The 26,972-nt window shown below is 63.0% G+C and carries 24 protein-coding genes, 1 pseudogene and 1 CRISPR repeat array (1 of these 26 only partly in view); of the genes and pseudogenes, 6 read left to right on the top strand and 19 right to left on the bottom strand.

What is annotated here, in order from left to right; all coding sequences use genetic code 11:
• Nucleotides 1–311: direct repeats of the CRISPR family, unit length 36 nt; unit sequence GTTTTCGTCCCCTCTCGGGGTTTGGGGTTATCTGCC (it extends 1,570 nt beyond the left edge of the window).
• Between the two features lie 89 nt (nucleotides 312–400).
• The 13 genes from cas2 to B5F40_RS02730 all read right to left on the bottom strand — a co-directional run bounded on the left by cas2 (nucleotide 401) and on the right by B5F40_RS02730 (nucleotide 13,351).
• The gene (gene cas2 / locus B5F40_RS02670; protein ID WP_087192833.1) at nucleotides 401–754 is read right to left on the bottom strand and encodes a CRISPR-associated endonuclease Cas2; all 354 of its coding nucleotides are present in this window, start codon (nucleotides 752–754) and stop codon (nucleotides 401–403) included.
• 4 nt (nucleotides 755–758) lie between these two features.
• Nucleotides 759–1,781 (bottom strand): CRISPR-associated endonuclease Cas1, encoded by a 1,023-nt coding sequence (gene cas1, locus B5F40_RS02675; protein ID WP_087192834.1) that lies wholly within the window; start codon nucleotides 1,779–1,781, stop codon nucleotides 759–761.
• The gene (gene csm6, locus B5F40_RS02680; protein ID WP_087192835.1) at nucleotides 1,762–3,066 is read right to left on the bottom strand and encodes a type III-A CRISPR-associated CARF protein Csm6; all 1,305 of its coding nucleotides are present in this window, start codon (nucleotides 3,064–3,066) and stop codon (nucleotides 1,762–1,764) included. Before csm6 ends, cas1 begins: the two co-directional genes overlap by 20 nt.
• Nucleotides 3,066–4,484 (bottom strand): type III-A CRISPR-associated RAMP protein Csm5, encoded by a 1,419-nt coding sequence (gene csm5, locus B5F40_RS02685; RefSeq protein ID WP_239442879.1) that lies wholly within the window; start codon nucleotides 4,482–4,484, stop codon nucleotides 3,066–3,068. Before csm5 ends, csm6 begins: the two co-directional genes overlap by 1 nt.
• Before the next feature lie 36 nt (nucleotides 4,485–4,520).
• Nucleotides 4,521–5,444 carry a type III-A CRISPR-associated RAMP protein Csm4 gene (gene csm4 / locus B5F40_RS02690; RefSeq protein ID WP_087192837.1) on the bottom strand — a complete coding sequence of 308 codons (924 nt, stop codon included), beginning with the start codon at nucleotides 5,442–5,444 and terminating at the stop codon, nucleotides 4,521–4,523.
• Entirely contained in the window at nucleotides 5,441–6,100 is a 660-nt protein-coding gene (csm3, locus tag B5F40_RS02695) for a type III-A CRISPR-associated RAMP protein Csm3 (protein ID WP_087192838.1), read from the bottom strand. Before csm3 ends, csm4 begins: the two co-directional genes overlap by 4 nt.
• A gap of 3 nt (nucleotides 6,101–6,103) precedes the next feature.
• Nucleotides 6,104–6,529, bottom strand: a complete 426-nt coding sequence (gene csm2 / locus B5F40_RS02700; RefSeq protein ID WP_087192839.1) for a type III-A CRISPR-associated protein Csm2 — start codon at nucleotides 6,527–6,529, stop codon at nucleotides 6,104–6,106.
• 3 nt (nucleotides 6,530–6,532) lie between these two features.
• The gene (gene cas10, locus B5F40_RS02705) at nucleotides 6,533–8,761 is read right to left on the bottom strand and encodes a type III-A CRISPR-associated protein Cas10/Csm1 (protein ID WP_087192840.1); all 2,229 of its coding nucleotides are present in this window, start codon (nucleotides 8,759–8,761) and stop codon (nucleotides 6,533–6,535) included.
• A complete protein-coding gene (gene cas6, locus B5F40_RS02710) occupies nucleotides 8,758–9,399 on the bottom strand; it encodes a CRISPR system precrRNA processing endoribonuclease RAMP protein Cas6 (protein ID WP_087192841.1) in 642 nt (213 codons plus the stop codon). Before cas6 ends, cas10 begins: the two co-directional genes overlap by 4 nt.
• A 244-nt stretch (nucleotides 9,400–9,643) precedes the next feature.
• Nucleotides 9,644–10,414, bottom strand: a complete 771-nt coding sequence (locus tag B5F40_RS02715; protein WP_087192892.1) for an energy-coupling factor transporter transmembrane component T family protein — start codon at nucleotides 10,412–10,414, stop codon at nucleotides 9,644–9,646.
• On the bottom strand, nucleotides 10,411–11,364 hold the full coding sequence (locus tag B5F40_RS02720) for an energy-coupling factor ABC transporter ATP-binding protein (protein WP_087192842.1): 954 nt from the start codon (nucleotides 11,362–11,364) through the stop codon (nucleotides 10,411–10,413). Before B5F40_RS02720 ends, B5F40_RS02715 begins: the two co-directional genes overlap by 4 nt.
• On the bottom strand, nucleotides 11,361–12,200 hold the full coding sequence (locus B5F40_RS02725) for an energy-coupling factor ABC transporter ATP-binding protein (protein ID WP_087192843.1): 840 nt from the start codon (nucleotides 12,198–12,200) through the stop codon (nucleotides 11,361–11,363). Before B5F40_RS02725 ends, B5F40_RS02720 begins: the two co-directional genes overlap by 4 nt.
• Nucleotides 12,201–12,553: 353 nt before the next feature.
• Nucleotides 12,554–13,351 (bottom strand): tryptophan transporter, encoded by a 798-nt coding sequence (locus tag B5F40_RS02730; protein WP_239442871.1) that lies wholly within the window; start codon nucleotides 13,349–13,351, stop codon nucleotides 12,554–12,556.
• A 906-nt stretch (nucleotides 13,352–14,257) separates the two neighbouring features.
• Here B5F40_RS02730 and B5F40_RS02735 point away from each other — a divergent pair.
• Both B5F40_RS02735 and B5F40_RS16920 read left to right on the top strand, forming a co-directional pair.
• Nucleotides 14,258–14,575, top strand: a complete 318-nt coding sequence (locus B5F40_RS02735) for a nucleotidyltransferase domain-containing protein (RefSeq protein ID WP_087192844.1) — start codon at nucleotides 14,258–14,260, stop codon at nucleotides 14,573–14,575.
• 29 nt (nucleotides 14,576–14,604) lie between these two features.
• Nucleotides 14,605–14,934: pseudogene (locus tag B5F40_RS16920) on the top strand (HEPN domain-containing protein); the annotation flags it as partial.
• Between the two features lie 198 nt (nucleotides 14,935–15,132).
• On the opposite strand, the gene B5F40_RS02745 reads toward B5F40_RS16920, so the two are convergent.
• Nucleotides 15,133–16,770 carry an MDR family MFS transporter gene (locus B5F40_RS02745; protein WP_204217302.1) on the bottom strand — a complete coding sequence of 546 codons (1,638 nt, stop codon included), beginning with the start codon at nucleotides 16,768–16,770 and terminating at the stop codon, nucleotides 15,133–15,135.
• Nucleotides 16,771–16,985: 215 nt separating this feature from the next.
• Between B5F40_RS02745 and B5F40_RS02750 the strand changes: the two genes are divergently transcribed.
• The 3 genes from B5F40_RS02750 to B5F40_RS02760 all read left to right on the top strand — a co-directional run bounded on the left by B5F40_RS02750 (nucleotide 16,986) and on the right by B5F40_RS02760 (nucleotide 20,621).
• Nucleotides 16,986–17,543 (top strand): TetR/AcrR family transcriptional regulator, encoded by a 558-nt coding sequence (locus tag B5F40_RS02750; RefSeq protein ID WP_087192845.1) that lies wholly within the window; start codon nucleotides 16,986–16,988, stop codon nucleotides 17,541–17,543.
• Between the two features lie 450 nt (nucleotides 17,544–17,993).
• Complete coding sequence (locus B5F40_RS02755) at nucleotides 17,994–18,521, top strand: PadR family transcriptional regulator (protein ID WP_087192846.1); 528 nt, start codon at nucleotides 17,994–17,996, stop codon at nucleotides 18,519–18,521.
• Between the two features lie 615 nt (nucleotides 18,522–19,136).
• Nucleotides 19,137–20,621 (top strand): MFS transporter, encoded by a 1,485-nt coding sequence (locus B5F40_RS02760; RefSeq protein WP_087192847.1) that lies wholly within the window; start codon nucleotides 19,137–19,139, stop codon nucleotides 20,619–20,621.
• Between the two features lie 20 nt (nucleotides 20,622–20,641).
• Here the strand turns inward: B5F40_RS02760 and recN are convergent, their stop codons facing one another.
• Together recN and B5F40_RS02770 are read right to left on the bottom strand one after the other, a co-directional pair.
• Nucleotides 20,642–22,366: a DNA repair protein RecN gene (gene recN / locus B5F40_RS02765; RefSeq protein ID WP_087192848.1), complete on the bottom strand. Its 1,725-nt coding sequence runs from the start codon at nucleotides 22,364–22,366 to the stop codon at nucleotides 20,642–20,644.
• A 116-nt stretch (nucleotides 22,367–22,482) separates the two neighbouring features.
• Nucleotides 22,483–23,181: a hypothetical protein gene (locus B5F40_RS02770; RefSeq protein WP_087192849.1), complete on the bottom strand. Its 699-nt coding sequence runs from the start codon at nucleotides 23,179–23,181 to the stop codon at nucleotides 22,483–22,485.
• A gap of 29 nt (nucleotides 23,182–23,210) precedes the next feature.
• On the opposite strand from B5F40_RS02770, the gene B5F40_RS02775 reads away from it, so the two are divergent.
• Complete coding sequence (locus tag B5F40_RS02775; protein WP_239442872.1) at nucleotides 23,211–23,777, top strand: hypothetical protein; 567 nt, start codon at nucleotides 23,211–23,213, stop codon at nucleotides 23,775–23,777.
• Between the two features lie 155 nt (nucleotides 23,778–23,932).
• Here B5F40_RS02775 and B5F40_RS02780 read toward each other — a convergent pair whose 3' ends face one another.
• The 3 genes from B5F40_RS02780 to B5F40_RS02790 all read right to left on the bottom strand — a co-directional run bounded on the left by B5F40_RS02780 (nucleotide 23,933) and on the right by B5F40_RS02790 (nucleotide 26,515).
• On the bottom strand, nucleotides 23,933–24,847 hold the full coding sequence (locus B5F40_RS02780) for a MerR family transcriptional regulator (protein WP_087192850.1): 915 nt from the start codon (nucleotides 24,845–24,847) through the stop codon (nucleotides 23,933–23,935).
• Between the two features lie 484 nt (nucleotides 24,848–25,331).
• Nucleotides 25,332–25,970 carry an NAD(P)H-dependent oxidoreductase gene (locus B5F40_RS02785; RefSeq protein ID WP_087192851.1) on the bottom strand — a complete coding sequence of 213 codons (639 nt, stop codon included), beginning with the start codon at nucleotides 25,968–25,970 and terminating at the stop codon, nucleotides 25,332–25,334.
• On the bottom strand, nucleotides 25,967–26,515 hold the full coding sequence (locus B5F40_RS02790) for a flavodoxin family protein (protein WP_140396392.1): 549 nt from the start codon (nucleotides 26,513–26,515) through the stop codon (nucleotides 25,967–25,969). The genes B5F40_RS02785 and B5F40_RS02790 overlap by 4 nt, the downstream gene beginning before the upstream one ends.
• Nucleotides 26,516–26,972 lie beyond the last annotated feature (457 nt).

Genomic DNA, 26,972 nt, shown 5'->3' on the forward strand with positions numbered 1-26,972 from the left:
CGGGGTTTGGGGTTATCTGCCTCACTGATGGCGGAGATGCTCAAGAAGGTGCTGTACGTGTTTTCGTCCCCTCTCGGGGTTTGGGGTTATCTGCCGTACGCGTCGGTGTCCGAGGCCGCACGCAGACTGGGTTTTCGTCCCCTCTCGGGGTTTGGGGTTATCTGCCTTCGTGGAAGATGAACGGCAAGGCGGAATTCAAGCAGTCGTTTTCGTCCCCTCTCGGGGTTTGGGGTTATCTGCCCGATGACCCTCGACGCCAGGTCCTGCATCGGCAAGTTTTCGTCCCCTCTCGGGGTTTGGGGTTATCTGCCCCTATTGACATAATAACCGAAATTTGCACACGGCCACCCAGTATTCAAAAAAACAGGTGCATTCAACCGCCATATCGTCAGATGATTCCTCAAACAAACACATCGTTTTCAGGAGCGTGATCGACGCATTTCCCGAGAACCGTCAACTCGCAATTACTCGCTATGCGGTAAATTCTTACCTTGTCATCAGGATCGTAAAACCTCTTACTCGCCATAACGCTCGTCAACTTGGCTGTCAACTCCCTGATCTGAGCGCTTTTTACATATGCTTCGAAAACAGAATACTGTATCCTATGGCCATAGCCTTTCAAAATCCTAATAACTCTTCTGTATTTTTTCGCATCGGAAATATCAAACAAAACCATGACGTAAAACCGATCCTCGGACGGCGAGGCTCCTTTGATTTTTCCTATCCGAGGATTGCGAACCTCTAACCGAGTCATAATATCAATCCTCTTCCTTCAACCATAGAAAAGGCTGATAATAAATAGGGTTTCTTTTCTCGATCGCCTCCACCAGCATAAGAGCCTTGCGATGGAGCGCAGCTTGGAATCCGTACCTTCTCCTACCTCCCCCTTCCATGAAATATACCTCGCTTCGCACCATGGCGTCCCCCAGGCGGTGAGTCAGCAACCTCATCGTCTCCTTTTTCATATAGATGGCCCCCGCCTCGTTTTTATAAAAGTCGGAGGGTAGAACTTCCCCGTCGTTCACCAAGGCGATAATCGTGCGATCGACGATCCACGCCCGCCACTCCTCAACAAGATCGGAAGCAAGGGCGGCATGTCCCTGCTTCACCGCATGCAGAAAACCAAAATAGGGGTGCAACCCCACAGCGTTGATCGCCCCGAGGACGTTGCGGAACAATATACTGTAGCCGAAGCTCAGCATCGAATTGATAGGATCCCTCGGCGGGCGGGCGCTCCTGCCGCGAAAGTCGAAGTCATGGTCGGCAAGCAGCTTCGGCAGACAATTAAAATACGCTTTTGCCCCATTTCCCTCAAAGCCCATAACCTGGGAAACGTCGCAAGCGCCGTCGAGATATTCAAGGGAATGCGTCAGGCCCCGCACCTCCTCGGCATCGAACGAGTAGATGCCCGGATATGATCGAAGCAAGCTGAGGCTGTTCCAGAGCTTCGCCCTCACGATAAGCTTCGACCATTCAAGGCAGAAACGCGGGTCATCGCTCAGATACATCTGCATTTTCTGTCGGAACGGATCGACTTGCTCAAAAGATGAAAGATGTCCGAAGTAGTGTCCATCTTCGGAATAAAACAATACAGGCATGTTCTGCCGTATGCATTCGCACAAAAGGTGGGTCGAGATCTGCGGCTTGCCGAACACCGATATCCCCTCGACATCGTCAAAGGGGAAATCGCGCATAAGCGACCCGTCGTCGGCCTTCTTGATTGTAAGCCTTCGCTCGGACAGGCCAACCTTCACCGCGCTCTCAGTGAGATACAGATGCACGGGGCACCTCGCACTGCAAGAGTTGGATCACCTCGCCGTTGATTCGGCGATAGAGCCCCCGCCCCTGCTTCGATCCATCAAGCTTGAACATGATGTCCAAGGATTCCTCCAGCGAGATTCCTCCCGCTTTTTCTATACTCGCCTTGTCAACTTTTCCCACCTCGTGCGCAAGGCGATGCCGCGCCTTCTTTTCCAATGTCCGCAGTTTTTTATACGGTTCGTATTCCAAAGAATTCGCAAAGTACTCGATGAGCTTTGCAAGATGACCGTTCGTCACATAAGGGTTCTCGCCTTTGGGTTTCAAAACTCGTCTAAGGTCGTCATTCCGGTCGACTTTGCCGGAATCGATGCGCCTCGTGATTTTACCAGAGCGCTCCAGCAACCACTCTCTATCGGGTATAGAGACGCGCACGCGCTTGAGCATCAGCTCCGTCAACGCAGGCGTCATCGCCCGTAGATAGTCGGCCCACTGTTCGCGCTGAAGATAGACTTCCAACACAGACAGGTATTCGAACAAAGCTCCCGTCGTCTCGGGAGAATCGCAAGGGAACGCCGTTCCCTTGAAGCAGGGAATCGCCCGCTGGCGATCGAGGCGCGAGCGGTAAACGCACCCTTCGATCAATGTCGTCGCCCGGAATGAAATCGACCGGCATTGCTTAGCAAGCCTCAAGGCGGCAACGTAATCGTACCCTTCGACGAACGCCCGAATGTTATCGCGGAGAACGAGATCGGAGAAGTTCGCCGACTCCACTTCGCGGCATCGATTCTGCGCATCCCCTTCCCTGTCGGGATTCATTTCCCAAAGCGTGTCGAAATCGTAGTCGTCGGCCTTCTCGCGGTCCCCGGGCTCGTTGATGCCCTTCCTCGGTGTTTCCACCTGGACCGCCCGCAGGCGCCGATGCCCGAACGCATCGATGGCGACGAGCGCCTGCTGCATGGCAGGAGTCCCCGATGTCACATTGAGCAGTATCTCCGCATCGGGGTCTTCCTCTTCCAGCTGTGCAAGCAATTCATCAAATTCCTTGATGAAAAGATCGTACCTATGCACTTCGGTCGAAGCCGATTCGATGCAGCCCACCTCCGGCCCGTACTCCCCTATTTCGGCAGCCAAGAGCCGTATCGCACGCGTGTAGCGTTCGTCCCGGCTTTCATAAGCCGCCATGGCGGGCGAAAGGAACAGAATGATCTTTTCGGGCCGATACCGCCTCACGATGTGGAGCATCGGCCCATCGCCGAGTGTGGAGAGGGGGTCCGCCGTGCCGACGGGGGAGAAGAGGATTCTCATCACATCGCCCCCTTCGCATGCGAACGATCCGGCGTATTTTCGATCTTCACGGTGCATCGGCCCATCGGAAGCAATGCGCCATCCACCTTCCCCAGCTTCAAGGTATGCGGCGACACCCCGAGGTCCTGATCCATCCAGTGGCGATGGTCGTCTTTGGCTTTTTGCAAACGCCCTCGCCCCTTGAAGAGAGCCTTCATTGGCTGAGGGCCAAACCCCTCCGCCTCGACCCTTCCCCATAAAGCCCGATGTCGCCCACTGGCAAAATCCCGGTCGATCCTAGTCGGGAATTGCTTGTAGAGGACATGGGATATCTCATGCAGCCGCTCGCCTTCATCGCGGTAGAGCGCATTGAGCACGGTCTTGCTGTCGAAATCCACTCCGCCGCCCAGATAGCAGATGGCTTCCACCCCTGTAGACCGGGGCGCTTCATCCTTATGCACGTTGCAGTAACCGCTTTCGGCCACTGCGCCATTGCGACATCGTAAACCGTTCGACGCAACATAACGGCATCGACCGTCCGATACCAGCCCGCGAGAATCTCCTTCGCCGCCCATCTCGTAATCGAAATGATCTGCGAAGCAGGCCCGGTAGCGCTCTTCGAATCGCTTGAAAACATCCCCTACATGCTCGGCATCAAGGGAAAACGGAAGGTACTCGTCGATGCGCTCATCAACATCCAGACGTAACGAGACAACCGTACCCGGCTTCAAGCACTCCCGGTAGATGTTCAGCTCGTTTCCGTCGGTTATATCGCCTATGGATTGGTTTCCCATGCGGCGCTTATGCTCCGCGCGATCCCCCTTCGAGAACCTGTCGTACTTCTTCACGAATGCCAGATCGCTCACGCTCAGCGGATCGGAATCTGAAACCGACACATAGCGCATGATGTCGCAGGCAAATCCCGCATCGCTTTCATCCGGCCGCTCGACCCACAGCGCTTTCTTATTGAGGGAAGCATCCGCGTTCGCACTTCTTCGCCAATCGCGACCTCGCCAGCCATCCTTCATCGCCCGGACGAATGTTTCGGGATCCCTTCCGATAACAGCCGCCAGCAACGCTGTCCGCAGCATGCCCTTAAAGCTCGAACCGGGCACGTAAGGGCAGCCGTAGGAATCCTTGACGAATTCGGCCGCTTCAAGATACTGCAACTTCCCCTGCCTGGTTTTAGAAAGCCCTGTATCTAACTGGTAGGCGCAAGCGTCCTGCGCCGCTTTTCGCAATTCGCCATGCCGAGATAGAAAATCTTCAAGACCGCTCCGCGAATCGCCTTCGAGAAACGCGCAGTACTCGCCCACCTGCTGCGGGGAAAGGCGCTCGACGAACCGAGCCGCATCCAAAACGCAGATCTTCCCCTTCTGCAGGAAATAATCCTTCTTCCCGATCGTACGCCCCGTGCCGATATGCACGGGTCCGATCACCGTCAAAGCAACTTGGTACCGCCTTATGGCCACGCGCTATCCCTCCATCCACATCGCCTTGGCGTAGCGCCAAACCGGATGGGCGCCGCCGACGGAAACGTCGAACACATCCCCGGAAAACGCCATTTCGAACGTCGATCCAGCATCGAAGACGAAGAAGTCGCGCTTCTTCAACGGCATTGGCGCGTAATTTTGCGACTGGACGAATCCGGACCGCTTCACCAGCGAACACGACGCGCCCCGCAAGAGTTCGTCGGACAGCTCATCCGCAGTAGGCGCAGCCGAGGACAGCAAAACGCGCATTCCTGTCGGAATGCCTTCGCACGATATGAAGCCGTCACAATCCCGCACTTCGTATTCGAAGCGTCCATAACCCGACGAGCGCTTGCCGCCAAGGCCGCTGCAGCTCAGCGTTTCAAGAAGCGGCTCGAACCCGTAATCCCCTTGCGCGAGAAAATAAAGCCCCGCATCCTCGCCGAAGCGGAACCCGCCGACATGATACGGTTCCGCCTCATCGCGATCTTCCCGTTGCAGGTTGACCTTGCTGACGACCCCTCCCGCGCCAAGCCCCTCTCGCAATGCCCGCAATGCCTCGACGGCATCCAAAGAACCGTCGAAGTAAGAGCCGTACGAATCCCAAGGCACATAGCGAAGCTTCTTGAACGCCTTCTTCGCCGCAGAATCGACCCCTTCGACACGCTCTCCGCCCATCGAAGCAGGAGCCGCGAAGGGCTTGGGAAGGTAGTGCGTATCGCCGATCCAAGGAAACGCATCGCTGATCAAAAAGCCGCCGGAACGAACCGCCCGCAGCAGATCCTCCGACGCGTCCTGCCCTAGCGCCTCGATGAACAAGGCGCTGAACAGCGTATCGGCCGAACACGCGCATTCCCCATCCGAAAGACGCCCAGCACCGAAATGGACAGGAGCAGCGAAGCTCAGTTTAACCAGCCGGGTCCTCATCGCAGCTCCGGTATCGCCGTCGCGAGATCCCCCGTTGCAACCTGCGCTTCGATATCCGTCAGATCAACCCGCCCGTTGCCGCGGGTTCCCCCGCCGCCCAAATAATCGTTGCGCAGCAAGTCGAACGCAAGCTGAATATTTTCGAAATCCTTCTCTATCTGGTCAGCATTCTCGACGTTGTAGACGATCTCCAAATCGAATTTGGCACCGCGGACAACCCGCTCGATTTGACGGGGGTTGGCCACCGCCGTCAAACGGTCGATGGTGTTTTCGAACTTGGTTTCGAATGTCTGGGGCAACGCATCCTTATTGACGAGGAAAGCGTCTTTGAACATCAATCGGCTTTGTTGGATGCCCGTCCCCGCAGCATCCGATCCCTTTTTGCTCGACCCGAACAAGCGCAGTACCTCAACCGCATCGCTTTCGAAACCCGCAACCCCCTTCGCGGGAAGGGAGCCGAACTGGCGGGCGAGCAGGGTGCGCAGCTTGCCTTTGAGCGTGCTGCCCGGAATGACGGGGCCGCGTGTCAGCGGATCGCGCACCACGGGAAGGTCGATCGCCCCAATGGCGGAAAACGACGCGTCCCCGCCGATATGCAACCCGGTCTTCACTTCGATTATCCCCGTTATCTTTATCTTGGTTGCGGTGAAAGCCATCGCTTACTCCTTTCCGCCGTAGAACTTGAAGAACGCCACAAGGCTTTCGGCATAGCGGCAATACAGAAGGTACTCGTCGTACGCATTCACCCGATCCAGCATGTCCATGAGATGCGTTTTGTCGAGGAAATCTTTGACCTCCCTCATCCTGCCGGCCTCATATGCGAGTTTGACTTTGAGGTATTGGATATCGCCCTTCGATTTCGCGAAAGCTTCCTGATCGTCTATTTTCGTATACAGGTTTACGATATGGGCATATATCCCACGAAGCTTCGTCGTGGTAAGACCGCCGAACAACCCTTTCCTGTCATTCCTTCCCGCTTCTGCTTCCATCAGCTTCTTCGCGTAATCGGCATAGGCGCCCTCCGCAAGCGAATAAAGCTTCCCACCGTTGTTGAAAAGCAACGTGGGTTGTTCCCGTTCGGCCATGTCCTAGCCCCTTTCCCGGATGCTGTACACATACCATTCGAGCGCGGTCACCAGGCACCTGCGCTCGCCCTCGTCAAGCGCCCACTCGAAGAACCGCTTGCTGATTTCCGCCCCGCGCTCCTTATCGTCCTCGAAGCTCCGCGCCAACAGGTAAGCCAACCTCGGAACGGAAATGGGGTTGTCCAAATCCCGCAGCAAATCAAGCAGTCGGTAGATAAAGGATTTCCCCTTGTCGTTGCACTCGAACGCGCTCTTGATCTCGCCCAGTTTCCCGCATACGCCGCCTTCGAACTCATCCCAGCTGAAGACGTTTCCCTTATCCCAGATAGCTAGGGCGTTTTTGCCATCATGGCCCTTGGCGGCATCCTCCAGCTCCCCCACCTCGGATGCCATGCGCGCAAGGGGGTATCGAGGATCGTACATCCCCAAACCCGCGCTTATGGTCAAAACCCCGTTGCCCGTGAAATCATCGAGGGCCTTGCGGATATCCAACGCCGCATAGATGACATCGCTCCAATTGCCGATCAGGAACAGGTCGTCACCACCCGAATAGATGATCTGCGCCCGGTAGCCGCCCTCGTCCAAGATGCCGTTTATCCTCTGCTTGAAGAAGTAGCTGAGCGACCGGCTCAACGCCGTGGTGCGGCTGATGGATATCTTGTCGTCCGGCAACCCGCTCGAGAAGATCATGCCGAGGTTGTCCACGTCGGCCCTCAGCACGCCAAGGCGCTCTATCCCCTTGCCCTCTTCGAGGCTGATTCCGCTTTCCGCGTAGTCGCCGATCCCCCTGCCATGCTGATCGGCCGTGTAATCCCCCATCCATATATGGGTCGCCAAGGCATCGCCGGTATCCCACTCCTTGGTGTAGATGCGAATCGCATCGGGCCTTTCCGCGCGATACTCATCACGGCTAAACACGCTCAACCAGCAACCGAAGGGCAATTCAAGCTCGCCTTCGGAGGAGACGACGAAGACGCTCTTTCTCACCAGCTTCGGCGAGATGGTTCCAAGAGCCCCGCAAAGCGGGCACAGCCCATCGCCCTCGCGTATCTCGGCGTCGCTGCGATGGCACTCCTTGCACTCGCGCGTATGGTCCCACTCGCGACGGCTTGCGAAATTGAGTTTCGCAATCTCCTCTGCCGTATAGCGACTCCTCTTTATCGCGGAGAGTTTGTCACCCAAGTCCTTGTACAGCAAGCGATAGCGCTTCGATCCCCTGCTCGTTCCCTCTTTGTTCATCAGATCGTTCGCCGAACAGGGAACAAACGCGCACGCGCAGAACAAATCCGTTCTGAAGCGCTCCATAAGCCATGCCCCGAGTTCGGAGGAGAACGCCTCGATCTGGCTTTTCGCCTTTTCGGTGTTCGGAAAGAGGGCATATGCGTGGCCTCCTCCCGTGTACAGCAAATTGCATCGGGTCAGATCGAGGCGAGCCAGCAGTTCATCCATGCAGTGTTCGAGGAGGATTTCCAAATAGAAGGATCGCGCTCGCAATTGCTTCAGCGCACCCGATCCGCTTATTTGGTAGATGAAGCTTTGGATGCCGCTCAAATCGCAGGACCAGAGAAGGAACATCTGCTTATCGTAATAAGCAGATGCCTTTTCCCCATTGAACAGGATAGAGCGGTAATCCTCAACGCCAACAGCCGACAAATAGTCGTACAGGCATGCGGCAAGAGCCGCGGTAGTCTTCGCATGATCGAACAGAGAGACATCTACGAGCTCGGCTTTGTTGGTCGAAGAGGGCACACGGTCGCACGTCGCCTCAAAAAGGTTGATCAGCGACCCTATGCGGCCTTCCTCAAGAGCGAAGCCAGCGAACTCCCTCTTGATCCTCTCGCGAATGGCATTGTAATCCTCGTGTTCTACAACGCTATCGTCATGATGCCCTGCGACGATATTGAAAACCCGACGAAGCTTGGCCTCCCTATCGAACCCGGAGTCCCCTCCCTCCTCCTTGCGATCTATTCCAGCACTTATGTTGTCGGCAAAGTACGTGAGGTAGGCCAAGGAATCCGACGTGAGCGGCGCCCCTTTCAGTTCGCGAGCATGATGGTATCTGATTTGATCCACCACCTCATTCCGCAGGGGATCCCCTTCGGGAACGATCCCCGCGATGAAATCGGCACCGAGTTTCGAATGAGTCCCTTGAGCCGAGGAGCCTCGATAAACAATTTTGCCGACATCGTGCAGCAATGCACCGTAAATTAATTTGAGCTTCTCCTCATTCACTCTACAAGCAAACCTCCCATCCCCATCGAAGTTTTGATCCCTATTCCGGCGAAACGCCCGAAGTGGAAAAGCATGCCTGCCAGTCCCTTCAAAGGCTGAGGGCCCTCGACCTTGACCGTCATCGTCCCCATGAACGCCGGGATATTTTTGCCGGACAGAGCAAATCCTTGGGAGCGTAGACTGTATCTCACTATGCGCGTGCGAGAAACAAGATAGTCGACCGTTCCGGCATCCGCTTCATGGTCGGCATCGAACACCTGGCCGTAATGCATGAGGAGGTTTTGGTAGACGAGACGCATATTCGGAATGTTTTGATAGGCCCCGCCGCTTTTGAATGCGGCAGGGGAGACAAACCTCAGGGTGAATCGCTGCGCGTCGCCGGTATAAACCATGTCAACAAGATCACGGCGAGATAGCTCATCTCGACAAGGAGCTCCAAATGCCAAGGGAAGATCGAGCTTCTTTATCCGCAAATCCGCAGCATTCAGAAGGCGTTCGACGATTGCCTCGTGCGCTTCACCTGTAAGCGCATTCACGACCCAGACGAGCGAAGAACCCTCAACTACGCAGTATTGGCTATAGGAATTGAAAGGGGCACCGTGCAGTCGTTCGGCCCATTGGGGCTCGACGCACTCCATGAGAACGCCTTGGAGAAGGGGACCCAAATCCCATGGGCGTATTTTAGATTTTTGCTCAAGAGCGCGAGGGGGGGGGGCAGCTCAATACCGAGAGGGATTCTCGTCATCGTCAATCGATCTCGTTCGAAATGTCCCAAGGTTCCCGTCCAATCGAGTCACCGAAACTAGAAGCGGCGATTCTCTCCGTCTTTCTTTGTATTCTAACCGATAACATGCTCAAGGCATCCCATAATTCGCAGACTCCTTACCCCGCCGCCCCCAACGCCACGGAAACCGCCACCAAAAGCGCGCACGCCGCCAGAGCCGCCACATCGCGCACCGCGAGCGGGTAGCCCTTGTAGCCGCTGTCGACGGTACGCAGGTTGAAGCCGCGCACCTCGGCGGCGATGGCGGCGCTGTTCGTCTTGCGCACCGACGACACCAGAAGCGGCACACACAGCGGCACCATGAGCCGCGCCTTCTTCACCATGCCGCCCGTGTCGAACTCCACGCCACGCGCTGTCTGGGCCTCCATGATGCCCTTCATGTCGTTCATGAACACGGGGATGAAACGCACGGTGGACGTGAAGGCGAACGCGTAGCGGTACGGCACGCGCAGCACTTTCACCGCGGCGTTCGTAAGATCGTTCAACTTCGTCGCGTAGAACACGAGGAACAGCGGGATGGCCGCCGCCACGAGGCGCACGACGGTGGTGAGCGCCGCCAGCAGGCCGCCCGTGCCGATATAGCCCCACGGCAGCGGCGCCAACTGCGCGCCGGCGGGCGTGGTGAGCAGCTGTACCACCGCCAACACGAGCGAGAACGCCAGCACGGCCCGCGCCAGCCCAAGCGTCTGACGCACCATGCCGCACGATGCCGCCAGCAAAAACCCTGCCGCCAGCAGCACCGCCAGAAACGCAAGGCTGCCCGAGCAGAAGCACGCGACGGCGAACAGGGCCGCCGCACCCAGTTTGGCGACCGGGTTCAGGCGATGCAGCATGCTGTCACCGGGAACATATTCCAAAAACGAGCTCATGGCACCCTCCTCGACTTCGATGCGCGAACGCTCGCGCAATGTCCGCGGCGCGCGCCTTCGCCTGCGGCCCCGCCCGCAGCGGCGACCCCCGCCTCTCCCGCAACCTCGCCCGCACCCGCGCCCGCGCGTCCGGCCTCCGCCGCAACGGCCTCCACCATCTCCTCCACCGTGTTCGCCCGCGCCACGGGCGTCCCCGCCAGCCGGGGGCTTTCCGCCGCCAGCACAAGGGAGATGTCCACGATCTGCGGCGGCACGAGCGAGGCGCGCCCAAGCACGGCGTGATCGCGCAGCACCTCGAACACCGGGCCGTCGGCCACCACCCGCCCGTCGCTCATCACGATGCAGCGCTTCGCGTAGTCGGCCACCACCTCCATGTCGTGGCACACCATGACGACGGTGGCGCCGCGCGCATGGATCCCGCGGACGATGCCCATCACCTTCTCGCACTCGCGGAAATCCAGCCCCGTAGTGGGCTCGTCCAGCACCAGCACGGACGGCTCCAGGACGGCAACCGAGGCAAGCGCCAGAAGCTGCCGCGCGCCGCGGTTCAGAAGAAACGGGTCGTCATCGGGCGCGAAGCCGAACTCCTCGATGACCGCGTCCACGCGCGCCTCGGCATCCGCGTCCGCAGCCCCGAGCGCCCTGAAGCCGAACAGCAGCTCCTCGCGCACGGTGGAGCAGCATATCTGCCGGTCGGGGTTTTGGAAGAGGAAGCCCACGCGCCGCGCAAGCTCGCTCGTACGCAGCGCAGTCGTGGGCACGCCGTCGATGAGCACCTCCCCCGCATCGGGTTTCAACAGGCCGTTCACGAGGCGCATCGCCGTGGACTTGCCCGCGCCGTTCGTGCCTGCGAACGCGACGAACTCCCCGTCGCGAATGGCGAAGCTCACGCCCTTCAGGATGGGCAGCGAGCGCTCGTAGGAGGCGCGCACGTCCTTGAACTCGATCACGCCACCGCCTCCTTCACCACATCGCACGCCTCGCGCACCGTGCGCGCCGCCCGCCCGCTGCACACGCCCGCCGCGCGCAGCCGGTTCACGAGCGTGGTGGAGCGCGGGCAGCCCACGCCGATGCGCACCAGCTCCTCATCGTGTGACAGCACCGCCGCCGGGGCGTCGGCGAAGCGGATGCGGCCCTCCTCCATGACGACGAGCGCATCGGCGTAGCGCGCGAGCAGCGCGATCTTCTGCTCCACCACCACGACGGCGGTGCCGTGCTGCCGCGCATAGCGCGCCAGCAGGTCGAACACGCTTAGCGAGCTGGCGGGGTCCAGCTCTGCGGTGGGCTCGTCCAGCACGAGCACCTTGGGACGCAGCGCCAAGACCGACGCGATGGCCACCTTCTGCTTCTGCCCTCCCGACAGCGACGCGATGGCGCGCTCCCGCAGATCCGCTATGCCCATGTCGGCCAACGCCCGGGTCAGGCGGCTTTCGATCTCGCCGCGCGGCACGGCGAAGTTCTCCAGCCCGTAGAGCACCTCGTCTTCCACCACCGACGTCACGAACTGGCTCTCCACGTCCTGGCACACGCTGCCCACCACGCACGACACGTCGGTGAGCGCCGCCTCGCACGTGTCCATCCCGTCCACCTCTACGCTGCCGTAGAAGTCGCCCGGATAGCAGTGCGGAACGATGCCGTTCATCGCGTAGGCGAGCGTCGATTTGCCCGACCCGGCCGCCCCGGTGACGCCCACGAACTCCCCGCGTCCGATGGCGAGGCTCACCCCGCTCACCGCCGGGGCCGCCCCCTCCCGGTAGCGGAATGAGAAATCGGTGATCCGTATCATGAAAGCTCCTCCTTGCAGATCGTTTGCGACAGCGGCGAGGACGACGCAACGCTTTGCGCCCCCTTGCGCGAACCGACGCACCTCACGCGATAGCATCCGGGAAAGCCGGGCCGCGGGCTGCGGTGCGACCTCCGCCCGGCAAGGCATCGGAAGCGCTCGACCACCTCGCGCCCCGCCGCTCAGCAACCGGCCGACAAGCCGACGATTCGTCAACCAGTCGCACCGCACGCTCGAACAGCACGCTTTTCATCGACCATCAGCACAGGACCGCGCGGGCGCGAGATGAGGGCAAAGGCGAACGCCGCGACCACCCCAGCAGCTGCCGTGCCGCCACCTCGCCCTGCGACGATGCCTTAGCGCTCCAGCACCTTCTTCAGCGGCATCGCCAGCACCTGCACGAGAGCGGCGTTGAAAGCAGCGGTGCCCAGCACGATGGCCACGTAGGCGGCTAACGCCACCATGAGATCGCCGCCGGTGGACATCACGTTGATGTAGACGGACAAAAACGCGAACGCGCCGCCGGAGACGAGCGTGGAGACGAACGTGTTCGCAAGCGGGTTGAGGTCGAGCTTGCCGCCGATGCGCATCGGCACCTTGATGAGCAGGCCGCACGCAAGCGCACCCAGAAGCTCGGAGGGGATGTTCAGAAGGGGCGTGGCGTTGAGCATCGGCACCTGGCACACGAGCCCGGCCAGAAGCCCGATGGCAAGCGACTGCGCCACCGTGGGCCGCACGAGGATGATGGCGAGGCAGTACATCGCGATGATGAAGTTGGGCTTCATGCCCATCGACGACAGAAGCGACCCCACGGTGAGCTTCAGCACCGCGCCCGCCGCCAGCAGAACGGCCACCAGGATGATGTCGCGGATGGAAAGCCCCTCGCGCCGCGAGGCGGCGGCCACCGTGCGCGGGGCCGCTTGGCGCGCCGCGCCAACCGCGCGGGGCGCACCCGCCGCATACGAAACGTTTGCCGCACGAGAAGCCGGGGCCGCCGCGCCCGGCGCATGCGCGCATGCGGCTCCCGTCAGTCCCACCGTGCGCGCGGCGTCCGTCGCCCCTGTGCGCGCGGCGTCCGTCGCACCCGTCGCCGCTGCCGTATGGAACGCGTTCGCCGCACTCGCCGCGGTTTTGATCTCGGTCTTCCCTGCCATGATCCTCATTCCTTCCTTGGCGGCCTTCCCGCCGGTCATCGTCCGTCCCCGGACTTTCCTTTCTGCCGGCACGAACTCGGGATGAGGATCGTTTCTATCTCGCAAGCCCAACAAAGTCAGCACAGACTCCCGCAGCGGTCGCCACCGCGAGGACGACGGAGGCGCAGCACCTTGGTGCGCGAACCTCCGGCATCGCCGCGAGACCAGGTGCCACGGAAAGCCGCAGTATCACCAGGGCCGTCGCCTAGCAGAGCGACGAAACCCGGCCCGTTTGCCATCCCGAAGGGTCGGCAAACAAAAAAGCCTGTCCTTTACGATAAAGGACAGGCTTTTGACCTGCGGTGCCACCTTTATTGGTCCTGCGTGTGCAGAACCCTCTCACGAACATGCCAACACATGCTCTGCCTCTCACGCGGGCTCACGGTCCAGATACTCGGTCGGCCTTCGCTGCGCCTACGCGCCGCTTCGGCCTTCCTTTCCCCTTTCCCTCGGCGAACCATTTACCGTCCGGCTTCCTACGGGAATCCCAGCTGCGCCCGCTCTCTGTGAGTGCCCATGACGGCTTGACTCTCGCCTCATCGGTTTCAAGGTATGAAGTTGTGACGCGTACTCTAGCACAAAGGAGCGGAGGGTTGTCAAGGGGGCTTTCACACTTTTCCGCTTCGCGCCCTTTTCGCAAACGCCCCGACACGCCCGCTTGCGCCCCAGCCGCCGCACCACGCGCCATCTCGCAACGCCCGCAACGCGCGCCGCCTGTCGGCACTGCGCGGTAGGGCACAATGCAAGCGATGCGGGCGCTTTGCGCGAAATCTGCACGATGAAATGCGGATGCGCTTTCGATATGCCGGGAACCCTGCTCACCAAAACGCCTGCAGCGGCAAACCCGATGAAAAGCGGAGGCGGAAAATGAGCGACGGCAAAATCAACCTCCCCGACAGCATCATCTCAAGAATCGCGGACAGCGTGGCCGAGGCCGCGCCGACCGATTCCATCTATAACTTCAGATCTTACGCGCGCGGCGAGGAAGGACCAAGCAGCGATGTGGACATCTATGCGATCGCCAGCGACGAGACTCTGCGCCCGCTCGCTTGCGCGGGAAAAGCGCGCGAGGCGCTTTTGCGGATGCCCCAGCCACGCGATGTACTGGCAGCCCCGCGAACCCTCTTCGAAAACGCAGCAAGGATTTCTGGAAGATCGAAGTCCGCGTGGCCGAGGAAGGGGTGAGGATATATGGGTGAGAGCTACCGAGGCTTTTGTACGCAGCCTACAAGGACAAACTTGCTGTCGAAGCCCTTCTGCCCGATGTCGGCATACACACCGAAGCCATAGCCTTCCACTCCCAGCAGATGGTAGAAAAGATCATGGGGGGTGCGCCCAAAACGCCACAGCGCCCCCGAAAAACGCACGCGGTGGACGACCTTCTTGCCGAAGCGGCCGAAAAGGGGTGGGTCGCACCGACTCCGGAATCCATCACGGCCGCGTCGAACATCGCCGTCCATGCCGTGGCGGCACGCTACACCGATGCATCGGACATCGGAAAGGGCGAAGCCCTGCAGGCGGTAGCCAGCGCAAACGCCGTCTCCGATATGGTGCGCGCATCCGGATACGACACCGTTCGGATCGAGTGCGAGACTCGCTTGTCCGCGAAGGACCAGAAAGTCCAAAAGCCCTTTAGAAGGATCATTCGCATGCAAGGCGAAAACGCGGCCGCATGGGTGAAGCCAAGGGCCGCGCGCCGCCTCGCTACGTCCATACGGGGTCAGCGGCAGGGGATCGTCCGCTCAGTCGCCCATGTGGCCCGATCCTTCGAGCGTCGGAGCAAGCGGGCGCTCTTTCAGAAACAGCAGCAGGAGAAACGCGCCCGCCGTAAGCGGCGCGATGACCAGGAACACCGGCGCCAACGCGTCGTTGTAGGCGGCCTGCACCGCAGTCTGCACCGGCGCGTCGAGCGAGCGCACAAGCGCGGGCGTAATAGACGCCGCGTCGGCTCCCAGCGCCAGCGCCGCATCCGCGCCGACCGCCGCCAGATTCTCCGCAAGCCGGTCGGCCAGATTCGACGTGAACAGCGTGCCGATGAGACTCGCACCCAGCGTCGCGCCGATCTCACGGAAGAAGTTGTTCGACGCCGTGGCCGCACCCACCACCGCCGCGGGGAACTCGTTCTGCACGACAAGCACAAGGATCTGCTGCCCCAGCCCTATGCCGAAGCCCAGCGCGAACAGCAGAAGCCCCATCACCCAAAGCGACGTGTCCACCGAAACGCCCGACAGCGCCACGAGCGCTACCGTCATGACCGCGCAACCCGCTAGCGGCATCCACTTCACACGACCGGTTCTGCTGGCCACGAACCCCATCACCGTCGAAGTGATCATCATGCCCGCCATCATGGGCACGGTCATGTACCCCGCCACCGTGGCTGAAAGCCCGTCGACGATCTGGAAGTATGTGGGCACGTAGGATATGACGCCCATCATGCCCACCATCACGCACAATCCTGCCACCGTGCATATGAGGTAGTTGCGATTGCGGAAAAATCCCAGTGGAATGAGCGGCTCCGCAGCACGCCGCTCGACCAAAACGAACGTCACGATGGCGACAACGCCCACCGCGATGAGCCCCACGATGACGGGAGAGTCCCACGCATACGTGCCGCCGCCCCACGATATGACGAGGATGACGCACGCCGTGGCAAGCGCCATCGAAAACGCCCCGGGCACGTCGATGGCCGACAAGCTGCGATGGGGATGCGCCCGGTGCGGCAAGAACCTCGCCGCCATCGCAAACGCGAACACCCCCAGCGGCACATTGATCCAGAAGCACCAGTGCCACGAGATGCCTTCGGTAAGCCACCCGCCCAGTAGCGGCCCCAGAACCGCACTCACACCAAAGGCAGCGCCCATAACGCCCATGTATTTGCCGCGCTCGCGCGGGGGGAAGATGTCGGCGATGATGGCCTGGGAGAGGATCATCTGCCCGCCGCCACCCAGCCCTTGGATAGCACGACCAACGATCAAACCGAGCATGGTATCCGACAGCGCGCAGACCACCGAGCCCGCCACAAAGAACACGAGGCATCCGCAGAAGAGGCGCTTGCGCCCGTACAAATCGCCCAGCTTGCCGTAGATAGGCATCGTGATGGTGCTGCACAGCAGATACGCCGTGGTCACCCAGGCCATATGATCCACGCCGCCCAAGTCCCCCGCGATGGTGGGCAGCGCGGTGGACACGATGGTCTGATCGAGCGATCCCACGAACATCGAGGTCATCAACCCGGCGAACACGAAGACGATGCTGCGCTTATCGAGATGATGACCTTCTTGCGCGGGCACGGCAGCCGAGGCGACCGGACTGCCCGAACTTGCAGCTGCCTCGCGCGCGCCTTCATCCATCGCAATTTTCCCCATCGCACCCTTTTTCATTTCGCTCCTTCCCATCTCATGGAGAAGGCCGCATCGTGTCATAGATCGACGGCCTGCTCCGACCTGCGCATAATAGCGTCATACGTCGAATAATTGACGAACATCGAATAGCAGGGTAGTCTATGAATGACCGCGAAAACAGGCAACCAGCAGATTCCCCGAATCGGTCTGATATGCGACGCTTCGCGGAAAACCGTCGAGAAAATGGTGGAGAAATGGCGAAGATGGACATGCGCTGGCAGCGCACCGAGCGCAACCTGATGGCGGCGTTCGGGGAGGCGCTTGCCGCACGGCCGATCGACAAGATATCGGTGACGGCATTGGCGAAGGCCGCCGACATCAACAAGGCCACGTTCTACCTGCATTATCGCGACGTGTACGATCTGGCCGGAGCCTATGCGCGCCGGGAGGCCGACGAGGTCGCAAACGGCATGGACTATCTTGAGGCATTCTTTTCCGATCCTGCCTTTTTCATGCGGCGTTTCGTGGACGACTTCGATCTGCTGCGCAGTCGAACGGATCCGCTCGCAGCAAACGACCTCGTGCCCATCTTTATCGACCATCTCACCGCCCGCATGGACGAACGGCTACGGGAAGCGTTCTCGTTCGAGGACGATGGGCGGGGAGAGATCCTGCTCACATTCGTGATCGGCGGTTTCTTCGCCACGATGGCGCGCTACATCGACAGCGACAAACAGAAAGCCGCCGAGGTGGGCGGGCATCTTCTCACCGCCATGAAAGCGTACGGACCCCTCCCCCTCGACGCTCGTTAGCCTCGGCAGCACGATAACCGCCCACCGCGGCCGCTCAGCACCTGCAAGCACCGGCCGTCCAGCGCCCGCCCCTAGTAGCCCAGCGCTCGCCAGCATCAACCTCCCGATGCCCACCGCATGCCGCCAGCGCACGAACTCACGTCCTCCGTCTTCGGCCAACGAGCCGCCAATCCCGACCATCCGACGGCCGTGTCCTCGGCTGACATACGCCGCCGAATTCAGCCGTCGGTCTGCCCACCCCGACGTCCGCCGACCTCTACTAACACCCGCCATGCATCATCGTCGAGCAAGCGTATGTTCACCCGACAACGGAAAGGTGAAAAGGGCATAGCCCGAGACCAGCTTCCATCCCCTTCCGTCCTCGAGCAAACGCGCATTGATCGCCAGAATCCCCTTGCCTTTTTTACTATCAATGATAGTATTAGCAATGATAGTAGTGAAAGGAGAAGCATGGCAAGCACGTCGATCGAGATCATGATTTTGGGCGCGCTCATCGAACGGCCGATGAGCGCGTACGAGATGGATAAGACGATGGAAGACCGCAACATCCGACGCTGGATACGCATCAGCTCGCCGTCGGTGTACCGCAACGTCATCCGCCTGTGCGATGAGGGTTACGCCGACGGCACCGTGGTCAAGGAGGGCGAGATGCCCGAGAAGACGGTGTACACCATCACGGACAAGGGGCGGCAGCGCTTCTCCGAGCTCATGGGTAAGGCCGCTGCGCTGCCCGCACGGGTCGACTTCGGCTTCCTGCCCGTCTTGGCGAACATCAGCCTCGTGGACGAGGAAACCGGCCGCGCGCTCATCGACGAGCTGATCGAAACGCACCGCAACACGGCCGAGCGTGTCGACGGGCTCATCCCCTCCTACGAGCGCCTCGAGGCGCGAGCGACGATGGAGCTGTGCGCCGACACGTACCGCTTGGTCGCGAAGCACCTCGAGCGGTTCGAGAAGGATCTGTACGGCGATGCTTGATGCAAAAACACGAACGAATGTTTCACGTGAAACATTTTGCGCTCGCCCGCCTGGCCCATTGCGCACCCCATCCGCGCCTGCGCCTCGGCACACTTCAACCGCGTTGAGTACTTGCCGGCGAACGTCAAGCCATTGCGCACCTCATCCGCACTTGCGCTTAGGCACCGCTGGTTTTGGATTGCGGCGGAAGCCCCATTGCGCATGCCCCGTTTGTGCCCATGGGAAAACCCTGAATGGAATCGGAGTGCCGCACGCGCAGCAAGGAGACGAAGCCGAGAGCCGGGAGTTAGGACGAAGCCGAAGATGGGAGCCGGACGTGGGAGCTTGGACGAGAGCGAAAGCGGGAACCGGGATAGGGAACCGGGACGAGGACGAAGGCGGGAACCAGGGACGGGAGTCGGGATGGAAGCCGGGTGCAAAGGCGGAGGCCGGAAGCGGGAGGCAGGAGCGAGAGACAAGGGCTAAGGAAAGGACAGGATCGAGGGCAAGAGACGCAAAGCAGCGAACGAAAAGAGAGGCGACACGCCAATCTCCATTGAGCAGCAACGCCGGTTCACCCGGTTTCTTTTTCGGTATTAACTATCATTAATAGTAGTATTATAGATAGGAGATATTATGAATGCGCAAGATTTGAGGAAGCAGGCGCTCGACGCGGGAACACGCATATCGGCCGCAGCCGCGCGCAACAGGGCGTTCGAGGGCGCGGCAAGCGGCGCGACCCGACGCAACGGGCGGGCGCAGGCGGAAAGCAAGCCCTTTCCCACCGCCGCCGTGTTGGGAGGGTTGGCGCTCGGCCTGTTCATGGCGGCGCTCGACGCCACCATCGTGAGCACCGCCATGCCGAAGATCGCCGCCGGTCTGGGCAGCTTCGACCACTACACCTGGCCGTTCACCTCCTACTTGCTCACCTGCACGCTGGCGACGCTCCTGTGCGGCGCATGCGCGACGCGCTTCGGCCACAAGCGGGTGTTCACGTGCGGCATCAGCGTGTTCGCCGTCGCATCGGCGGGTTGCGCGCTGTCGAACGGTGTCGACGCGCTCACGGCGTGGCGCGCCGTGCAAGGTGCGGGCGGGGGCCTCGTGGAGGCCGGCGTGTTCATCGCCATGGCCGAGCTGTTCGAGCCGCGCGTGCGCGGGAAGTACATGGGCATCCTCTCGTCCATGTACGGCTTGGCCTCCATCGCGGGGCCGCTGGCCGGCGGGCTGATCGCCGACACGGTTGGCTGGCACTGGATATTCCTCGTCAACCTGCCATTGAGCATCGTGGCGCTCGTGCTGGCAGTGCGGTTCCTTCCCGGGAAACAAACCCATGCGGAGCGGTCGTTCGACCTGCCCGGCGCCGTGTGCGCAGCTGCCGCCATCGTGCCGCTCACGCTTGCGTTCAGCCTGACCGGCAATGCGTTCGCCTGGTTCTCCGTGCCGTTTTTCGGGCTTCTCGCGCTGGCGGGCGTCATGATAGCGGCGCTCGTGCTGGTCGAACGGCGTCGCGATCACGCCATCGTGCCGGTGCGGCTCTTCCGTCGCGCGCAGGTGAACGGGGCGGTGGCGATGGGGTTCTGCTCGCAGTTCGCCCTGATGGTCGGCGTGATGTTTGAGCCGCGGTTCGTGCAGGAGGGGCTGGGGCTCACGTCGACCGCCTCGGCGCTGGCCACCATCCCCATGACGCTGGCGCTCGTGGTGAGCAGCACGCTGGCGGGGCGGGTGTTCGGAGCGAACGGGCGAATGCGCGCCATCAGCCGCGTCGGGTTCCTCGTGCTGGGCATCGGAGCGCTGCTGCTGTGCCTCGTGGGCCCTGCAACCGGCATGGTGCAGCTCGCCTGCTCGTCGGCGGTGCTGGGATTCGGCATCGGGGCGAACATGCCCATGACCAACATCGCTGCCCAAACCGCCGTGGAGCCGCGCGACGTGGGCAAGGTCACCTCCCTCGCGCTGTTCTTCCGCGGGCTGGGCGGCACCGTGGGGTCGGCGGCGTGCGGCGCGGTTGCCGGCGCGTCATTCGCAAACGCCGCGATGCCCGTGTTCGCGCTGTGCGTCGGCGCGGGCATCGCGGGCCTCGCGCTGTCTCGCACGCTTCCGCGACTCATCGAGTGTCGCAGGTAGAGGACGGCGGCGGGAATGTGCTACCCCCGCGCCCGCGCCAGCATTTCGCGGGCGTGGGCGAGCGAGGCCTCGGTGGCGTCGCCGGAGAGCATGCGAGCGATCTCGGTAGGACGCTCCTCTTCGGCCAAACGTCGCAGATCGGTCTCGGGCATACCGTCATCGCCCTCGGCCTTGCGCACCACGTAGTGCGCCGCGCCGCGCACAGCCACCTGCGCAAGGTGCGTCACCACGATCACCTGGTGCGTGCGCGCGAGGTCGGCCAGCACGTCGGCCAAAGCCACAGCGGTCGAACCGCCCACGCCGGCGTCCACTTCGTCGAACACGAGCGTGTCCACCTCGTCCACCGCGCCGAGCACCACCTTCGCGGCCAGCGTCACGCGGCTTGCCTCGCCGCCCGACGCGATGCGCGAAAGCGGGCGCGCCTGCATGCCCGCCCCGGGACGGAACAAGAACTCCACCGCCTGCGACCCGGCGCGCGTCCACTGCTCGCGCGCAAGCGGCCGCACGTCGCACACAAGCTCCGCCCCGCCCATCTCGAGGCGCGCCATCTGCGCTGTGACGGCCCGCGAGAACCGGGGCGCCGCCTCCTCGCGCACGCTCGCCAAGGCGCGGGCCGCATCGGCGAGCGCCTCCTCGGCCGCATCGAGCGCGCGGCGGGCAGCGCGTTCGCGCTCGGCGGCGTCGTCCACCAGCGACACGAGATCGGCCGCCTCCTCACGACGCGCCAGAACGTCGGCCATGCGCGGACCGTACGCACGCAGAAGGCCTTGCAACGCAGCCATGCGCTCTTGCCGCTGTGCGAGCGCCTCGGGGTCGAACTCCACGCCATCGCGATAATCGCGCGCCTCGCGGGCAACGTCCTCCAACACGTAGCCCGCCTCGCGCAGCGAGCTCGCAAGCGAAGCGAGCGCCCCGTCGTAGCGCGCCGCACCGTCGAGTGCCGAAACGGCCTCCCCCAATGCGTCGAGCGCGCCACCGTCCCCTGAAAGCGCCTGATGGGCAGCATCGGTGGCCGTCGCCAACGCCTCGGCGTTCTCGACCTTCGCCAACTCGTCCGCAAGTTCGTCGTACTCGCCTTCGCGCGGGTCCACCGCGTCGATGCGCGAGAGCGTGAAGCGCGCCTCGTCCAACTTCGCCGACGACGCCGCGCCCGCCTCGAGCACGCGAGCCAATTCCGAGGCAGCTTCCTGCGCCCGCGCGAACGCCTCCTCGTAGGCCGCACGCGGCCCGGCCATGCACTGCCCGGCCCACGCATCGAGCATGCGCAAGTGAACAGCGGGCTTCATGAGCTGCTGGTGCTCGTGCTGGCCGCACAGGTCCACCGTCGGCGCCACCTCGGACGCCAGCTCCCCCACGCTCGCCATGCGCCCGTCGATCGTCACGCGCGAGCGCCCGTCGGCCGTCACGCGACGCACGGCCACGACCTCCCGTTCCGCATCGGGGCGCAACGCGCCGTCCGCCGCGTTCGGCGCGTCCAGCGCGCTCCGGTCGGGCCGATCAGAAAGCCCATCCGCAGGTTGGGAGGGCGCTGCGGCCAGATAGAACCGCCCCGCCACCGACAACGCCTCCTCGCCGTCGCGGACGGCTCCCTTGTCGGCGCGCTCGCCCATGAGCAGCTTGAGCGCGGAGAGCAGCGCCGTCTTGCCCGCGCCGGTCTCGCCCGTGAGCACGGTGAGGCCGCGCGCCGGCTCGAGCGCGGCCTTGCGGATCAACGCAAGGTTCTCAACTTGGATCTCGTCGATCATCGCGCACCTCCCGCGTCGTCGGTTGCAACGGGGCCGTTCGAGGAAACGGCCTGGAGCCTCGTAGTATACCAGCAGGCACGGCGGGCGTTGCCGCTCGGCCGCGAAACCCGCAAGGCCTACAGTGCGAAACGCCCTCGCGACGGGCGCGCCCTTCCGCCACCTTGGCCGCGATGCCGTTCCATGAGATAGGCCACGCAATCGGTGCGGTTGCAGACGCGCAAAAGCTCGACTTGCCGGTCGAAAGAGCGCTCGTCGATGAAGCCCGCCTCGACGAGCGCCCGCACCATCCCCGCATCGCCTTCGCGCGCGACGCGCTCCTGCGCCGCACGCTCATGCTCGCGCAGCCGCGACACGAGCGCCACGCGCACCTCTCCGTCCAAACGGTACGGTGCTGCCAGACGGCGCAGCAGCGCACCCGGACGATCAGGCAGACTCTTTCCCGAGAGCAACAGCGCGTCGTAACGCGCGAAGTCGAAGGGAACGCCGTCAGCGGGATCGTCCAGGAAGCACGCCAGCAGTTGGTCGGCCGGCACATGGACGACCGTCCCCGTGCGCGCGAGCCGGCACACAGCGTACTCGAAGCAGCCCTCACCGACGGAGCGCACGCTGGCCGACACGCACACGGGCCCTTCGAAGATGCGCGAGCAGAAGCAGTGGGCGCCGACGACCTCGAGGCCCTCGGGAAGCGTCAGGCGCTTCGTCCCGCGGCACGCGTTGTCGCGCTCGACGACGCACACGGTGCCCGGCACCGCCAGCGACGCGGGAGCCCACGGCAGCGCGCGCACGCCGATGCGCGCAAGCGGACGGCCCTCCACCGAGCGCGGCAGCGCGCACCTCGGCCTCCGTGCCGCTCGCCGTCTGGGCGGCAGCGTCCTGCGCGTGCAGCGATCCGGCAGAGGATGCGGCCAACGCGACAGCTCCCGACGCGGCAGCGACCGGCATCCTCCCTTTCTTGCGCAAGGAGGCCACCACGCTGCAAACGCGGCTCGACGCCGAGCGCAAAGCGGGTTTGCTCTCCGACGAGGGATACGTCGCCTACGAGCGCACGCTCGCGCTCGTCGATCGCGCGCTGCGGCTGGAAACTCCGGGCCGCGGCATCGCGTTCGACGACGTCAAAGCCCTCTTCGCCGAGATGGCAGATGATCTCGATGCGCGCGTCGAGCATGCGTCGGCGGCGCTCGACAACGCGTTTCGCTTCGTGGAAGATGCCTTCGGCGAAGGCCGGGAGACGCTGTTGCTCGTCACCGACCTGTCCGCGAGCCGCTTCGGCATGGCCTTCATCAACGACCACGGCTGCGAGCGCTACTTCGCCCGCAACGACGCCCTGCTGTTCCACGAGCGCGGCGCCGACCTGGCCGAGCGCATCAACCGCTTGAACCTCGCGGAAGACGACGGGGTCGCCGGACGGTAACGGCTGCTTCGCACCGCCTGGCTCGCGTTGTCGCCGGAAACGGTCGGTTTTGCCGCGGAAAACGACCGTTTCGGGCGACAACGCCCCCCATCGCGCATGCAGCGGGAGGGAGGTCGTCGTGACGGGAAGAAGACGGGGCGAGCGCAGGCGCCCCCTTATGCGCAGTAGGCGCGGATGGCATCGCGCAGAAACTCGGCCGCACCCGGGGCCACGGCGTCGTAATAGGCCTTGAACCGGTCGTCGGCCACGTACGCCTCGGCCAACCCGCGATGCGCCTCCTTGGAGTACGCGCCGTCTTGCCAGAAGCAGCAGAGCCACTGGCGGTGCAGGTCGGCGGCGCGGCGGGCCTCCGCGCCCGCCGGATCGCCCGTGCGCAGGGCCGCCGCGAGCGCGTCTTTCACCTCCTGTTCGAGCGCCTGCGCATGCTCGTAGTCGCCTTCGGTCATGCCCCTCACCTTCGCGCTGCTCGCGTCGACGGCAGCATCGCCCCAGCGTCCTCGCGCCTCGGCGCCGTATCGCCGCTCGTTGTCTTCCACAAGGCCTTGCTTGAAGGCCTCGAACCTCTCCCGGTCGCTCATCGCATCCGCTCCTTCCGTGCAGGCGAGCGTCCTCTCCACGCTCGCGATCAATCCGTCCAAGCGCTTGCGGCGCGCCTTCAGCTCGCGCAGGTGGCCGGCCAGCGCGCCGCGCGCGTCGAACGAGGGGTCGTCCAGCAGCCGTTTGATGTCCGCAAGCGGCATGTCGCACTCGCGGTACAGCAGCACCTGTTGCAGCCTGCCCACCTCTGCCGGCCCGTAGCGACGGTACCCGTTCGCGGCGCGGCGGGCGCGCACCAGCCCCAACTCGTCGTAATGATGCAGCGTCCGCACCGTGCATCCCGACAACTCGGCCAGTTCGCGAACCGTGTACCCTTCGTCGCCCCAGCCCCGACTCGGACTCTGGCCCCGATCCTGACCCCATTCGCAACCGCAATCCCGGCTCAGACCCCGATCCCGATTCCGGCCTTCGTCCCGACCTCGGCTTTGTCTCCGGCTCGGGCCCTCCGGCTCCCCGCACGCCCTTCGCTTCATCGCGCATTCCTTTCCGACGTCGTGGCGACAGCCTACACCCTCACACAACGTGAGGGTCAACCCCGTTTCCGAAAACGAGGCGGAAAACCCGGAGCGCGCCTGCACGGCGGCGATGCCACGCGCACACGCAAGACCGGTTCAAGCCCATGCTCGCGCCGCGTCCCCACGCGCCCCGCATCGAATCGCGCCGCCATGCACCCCGCGCTCTGCACCCCTTCGCATCCGCGCATGCCTCGCATCCCCGCATTCCCCACGTTGCCCCGCAAACTGCGCGCCGTCCCATCGCACCCCGCGCTCGCACGGCATCCTCGCATCTCCCGCACAGAACTCTCGCGCGCCGCTCGACCCAATTGCGGCGCATCCCGCGCCCGCGCTCGCTCCGCACCGATGCGCGCCCCCGCCCGATCCGCGTCCCGACGCGCTGCGCGCAGCGCGCACGCGGCCCGCGGCACATCGCGTTCGGCGTCAGAACGCGCAGGACGCCTCAGTCATCGGGCGCGCAGCGCTTGAGATCGCACGACGCAAGGCCGTTTGCCTTCGCCTGCTTGCGCCACATACGATGCGCGCTCAAACGGTAGAGGAAGCGGGGGAAGTTGGGCTCGACGAACACCGTCTCGCCTCCGCGACCCGCAACGATATCGTCGGCCAACCGGTCGAAGGCGCGTCCGAGGTTCTTCGAGGGCCCATGCCCCATCGGCGCGACCTGTGACATCTCCCCCGCTCCAACAGCCACGGCGCGGCCGCGCGGAAGGCCGCAAGCATCGCCCCACAGCCAGAGCATCTCGATGGCGAGCTCGTTTTGCCGAGCATCGTAGAACCCGTTGTTCGCCACCAGGTGCAACCTTGGCGGCGCCCCCGCGGCCCTCACGCGCTCGCCGATGCGCTCGAGCGCCTCGTACAGACTCGCCGGCACCCCGTCCACGTACAGCGGAAACGCCACCACGAGCGCATCGGATGCCGCCGCGAGCTCGGCCGTGCGCTCGTTTTCCTCAGATGGCCGAGCAACGGCGTGGCGCAACTCGACCTCGGCGCGCCCCTCCAACTTGCACGCGAGCGCATCCAGGAGAAACGCCGAGTTGCCCGTCTTTCGCCGCGGGCTTCCGCACACAAGCGTCGCTTTCATCGTAGAGCCTCTTTCGCTTCTCCAAGGTTTTCATGGAACCGCACTTCGAACGCGGACGCGTAGTAGTTGACCGCGTTCGCCCGCACGAGACGGCGCGCCAACTCCCGCTCAGGCTCCGAGGACTGCCCGTAGAAGTGCGCTTCGAGGCGAAACCCTCCCTCGTAGCGCGGCACGTGGTGCATCTCGCCCTCCACGATGCGGAAGAACGGCTGCACATAGCCGATGGCGCGGTCGAGCACCGCCTTCACCGCATGCGAGAAACCGCCGTACACAAGCGGGCTCACCAACGCGAACGTCTCGCAGCGCGCCATGAGGCGGGGCATCTCGGTGCAATGATCGCGCAGAACGCAAACGCCCGGCGTGCGCGTCCAGCAGCCGAAGCAGCCCGTGCACGGCTTCACGAGCGGCGTCGCCGAGAACAGCACGTCTCCAGCGCCGAACCCTTCCGCGAACGCGGCTTCCCCTTCGCTTCCCGTGCAAGCCTCGCCAACTTCGCAGTCCGCAAAAGCTCGCAGGCGGTCGGCCGCACGGCCCCGGCCCTCCAAACCCGCTCCTCGGCTTTCGCCGTCCGCGCCGCGCCCACGGCCCGCACCGATCGCATCGAAGACGATCAAGCGTCCGGAACGCTCGCACAACCGCATGCCCTCCGGACGACCGCACGAGCACGCATCCCCCGGGCGACCGCATGAACCCGCGCTTTCCAGTCGACCATGCGGGCGCGTGCTCCCCTCAGAATGTTTAGCAAGAAACTTTCGTTTTATATCGGCAGATTCTCCCTGCAGATCGTCACAAACGCCCATCGTAGCCCTTTCGTCCTCGATCTCTGCGCCCAACAGGCTCACCGCCGCCCAAAGCGCATCCCGCCGCGCATCCGAAACCGCATCGCGCCCGCTATGGGGAGGGCATCGCCTCCGGGCTCGCCGCAGGGGCGCATCGCCCGAATCCGGCCCGAGCCCTCCTCCGCATCGCCCGCATCCGGCTTCGGATGCCGCCCATCGTAAG

Origin of the sequence: Gordonibacter sp. An230 (assembly GCF_002159915.1) — a bacterium.
Taxonomy (GTDB): domain Bacteria; phylum Actinomycetota; class Coriobacteriia; order Coriobacteriales; family Eggerthellaceae; genus Rubneribacter.

What these genes read in the sequence shown, in the direction of transcription:
- B5F40_RS02785 (WP_087192851.1), bottom strand. Translation starts at nt 25,970, where the DNA reads ATGAAAGCGACGCTTGTGTGCGGAAGCCCGCGGCGAAAGACGGGCAAC.
- cas2 (WP_087192833.1), bottom strand. Translation starts at nt 754, where the DNA reads ATGACTCGGTTAGAGGTTCGCAATCCTCGGATAGGAAAAATCAAAGGA.
- B5F40_RS02750 (WP_087192845.1), top strand. Translation starts at nt 16,986, where the DNA reads ATGGCGAAGATGGACATGCGCTGGCAGCGCACCGAGCGCAACCTGATG.
- B5F40_RS02730 (WP_239442871.1), bottom strand. Translation starts at nt 13,351, where the DNA reads ATGGCAGGGAAGACCGAGATCAAAACCGCGGCGAGTGCGGCGAACGCG.
- B5F40_RS02755 (WP_087192846.1), top strand. Translation starts at nt 17,994, where the DNA reads ATGGCAAGCACGTCGATCGAGATCATGATTTTGGGCGCGCTCATCGAA.
- B5F40_RS02745 (WP_204217302.1), bottom strand. Translation starts at nt 16,770, where the DNA reads ATGAAAAAGGGTGCGATGGGGAAAATTGCGATGGATGAAGGCGCGCGC.
- B5F40_RS02735 (WP_087192844.1), top strand. Translation starts at nt 14,258, where the DNA reads ATGAGCGACGGCAAAATCAACCTCCCCGACAGCATCATCTCAAGAATC.
- csm6 (WP_087192835.1), bottom strand. Translation starts at nt 3,066, where the DNA reads ATGAGAATCCTCTTCTCCCCCGTCGGCACGGCGGACCCCCTCTCCACA.
- csm2 (WP_087192839.1), bottom strand. Translation starts at nt 6,529, where the DNA reads ATGGCCGAACGGGAACAACCCACGTTGCTTTTCAACAACGGTGGGAAG.
- csm3 (WP_087192838.1), bottom strand. Translation starts at nt 6,100, where the DNA reads ATGGCTTTCACCGCAACCAAGATAAAGATAACGGGGATAATCGAAGTG.
- recN (WP_087192848.1), bottom strand. Translation starts at nt 22,366, where the DNA reads ATGATCGACGAGATCCAAGTTGAGAACCTTGCGTTGATCCGCAAGGCC.
- B5F40_RS02715 (WP_087192892.1), bottom strand. Translation starts at nt 10,414, where the DNA reads ATGAGCTCGTTTTTGGAATATGTTCCCGGTGACAGCATGCTGCATCGC.
- B5F40_RS02725 (WP_087192843.1), bottom strand. Translation starts at nt 12,200, where the DNA reads ATGATACGGATCACCGATTTCTCATTCCGCTACCGGGAGGGGGCGGCC.
- cas6 (WP_087192841.1), bottom strand. Translation starts at nt 9,399, where the DNA reads ATGGAGTGCGTCGAGCCCCAATGGGCCGAACGACTGCACGGTGCCCCT.
- csm4 (WP_087192837.1), bottom strand. Translation starts at nt 5,444, where the DNA reads ATGAGGACCCGGCTGGTTAAACTGAGCTTCGCTGCTCCTGTCCATTTC.
- B5F40_RS02780 (WP_087192850.1), bottom strand. Translation starts at nt 24,847, where the DNA reads ATGAAGCGAAGGGCGTGCGGGGAGCCGGAGGGCCCGAGCCGGAGACAA.
- B5F40_RS02760 (WP_087192847.1), top strand. Translation starts at nt 19,137, where the DNA reads ATGAATGCGCAAGATTTGAGGAAGCAGGCGCTCGACGCGGGAACACGC.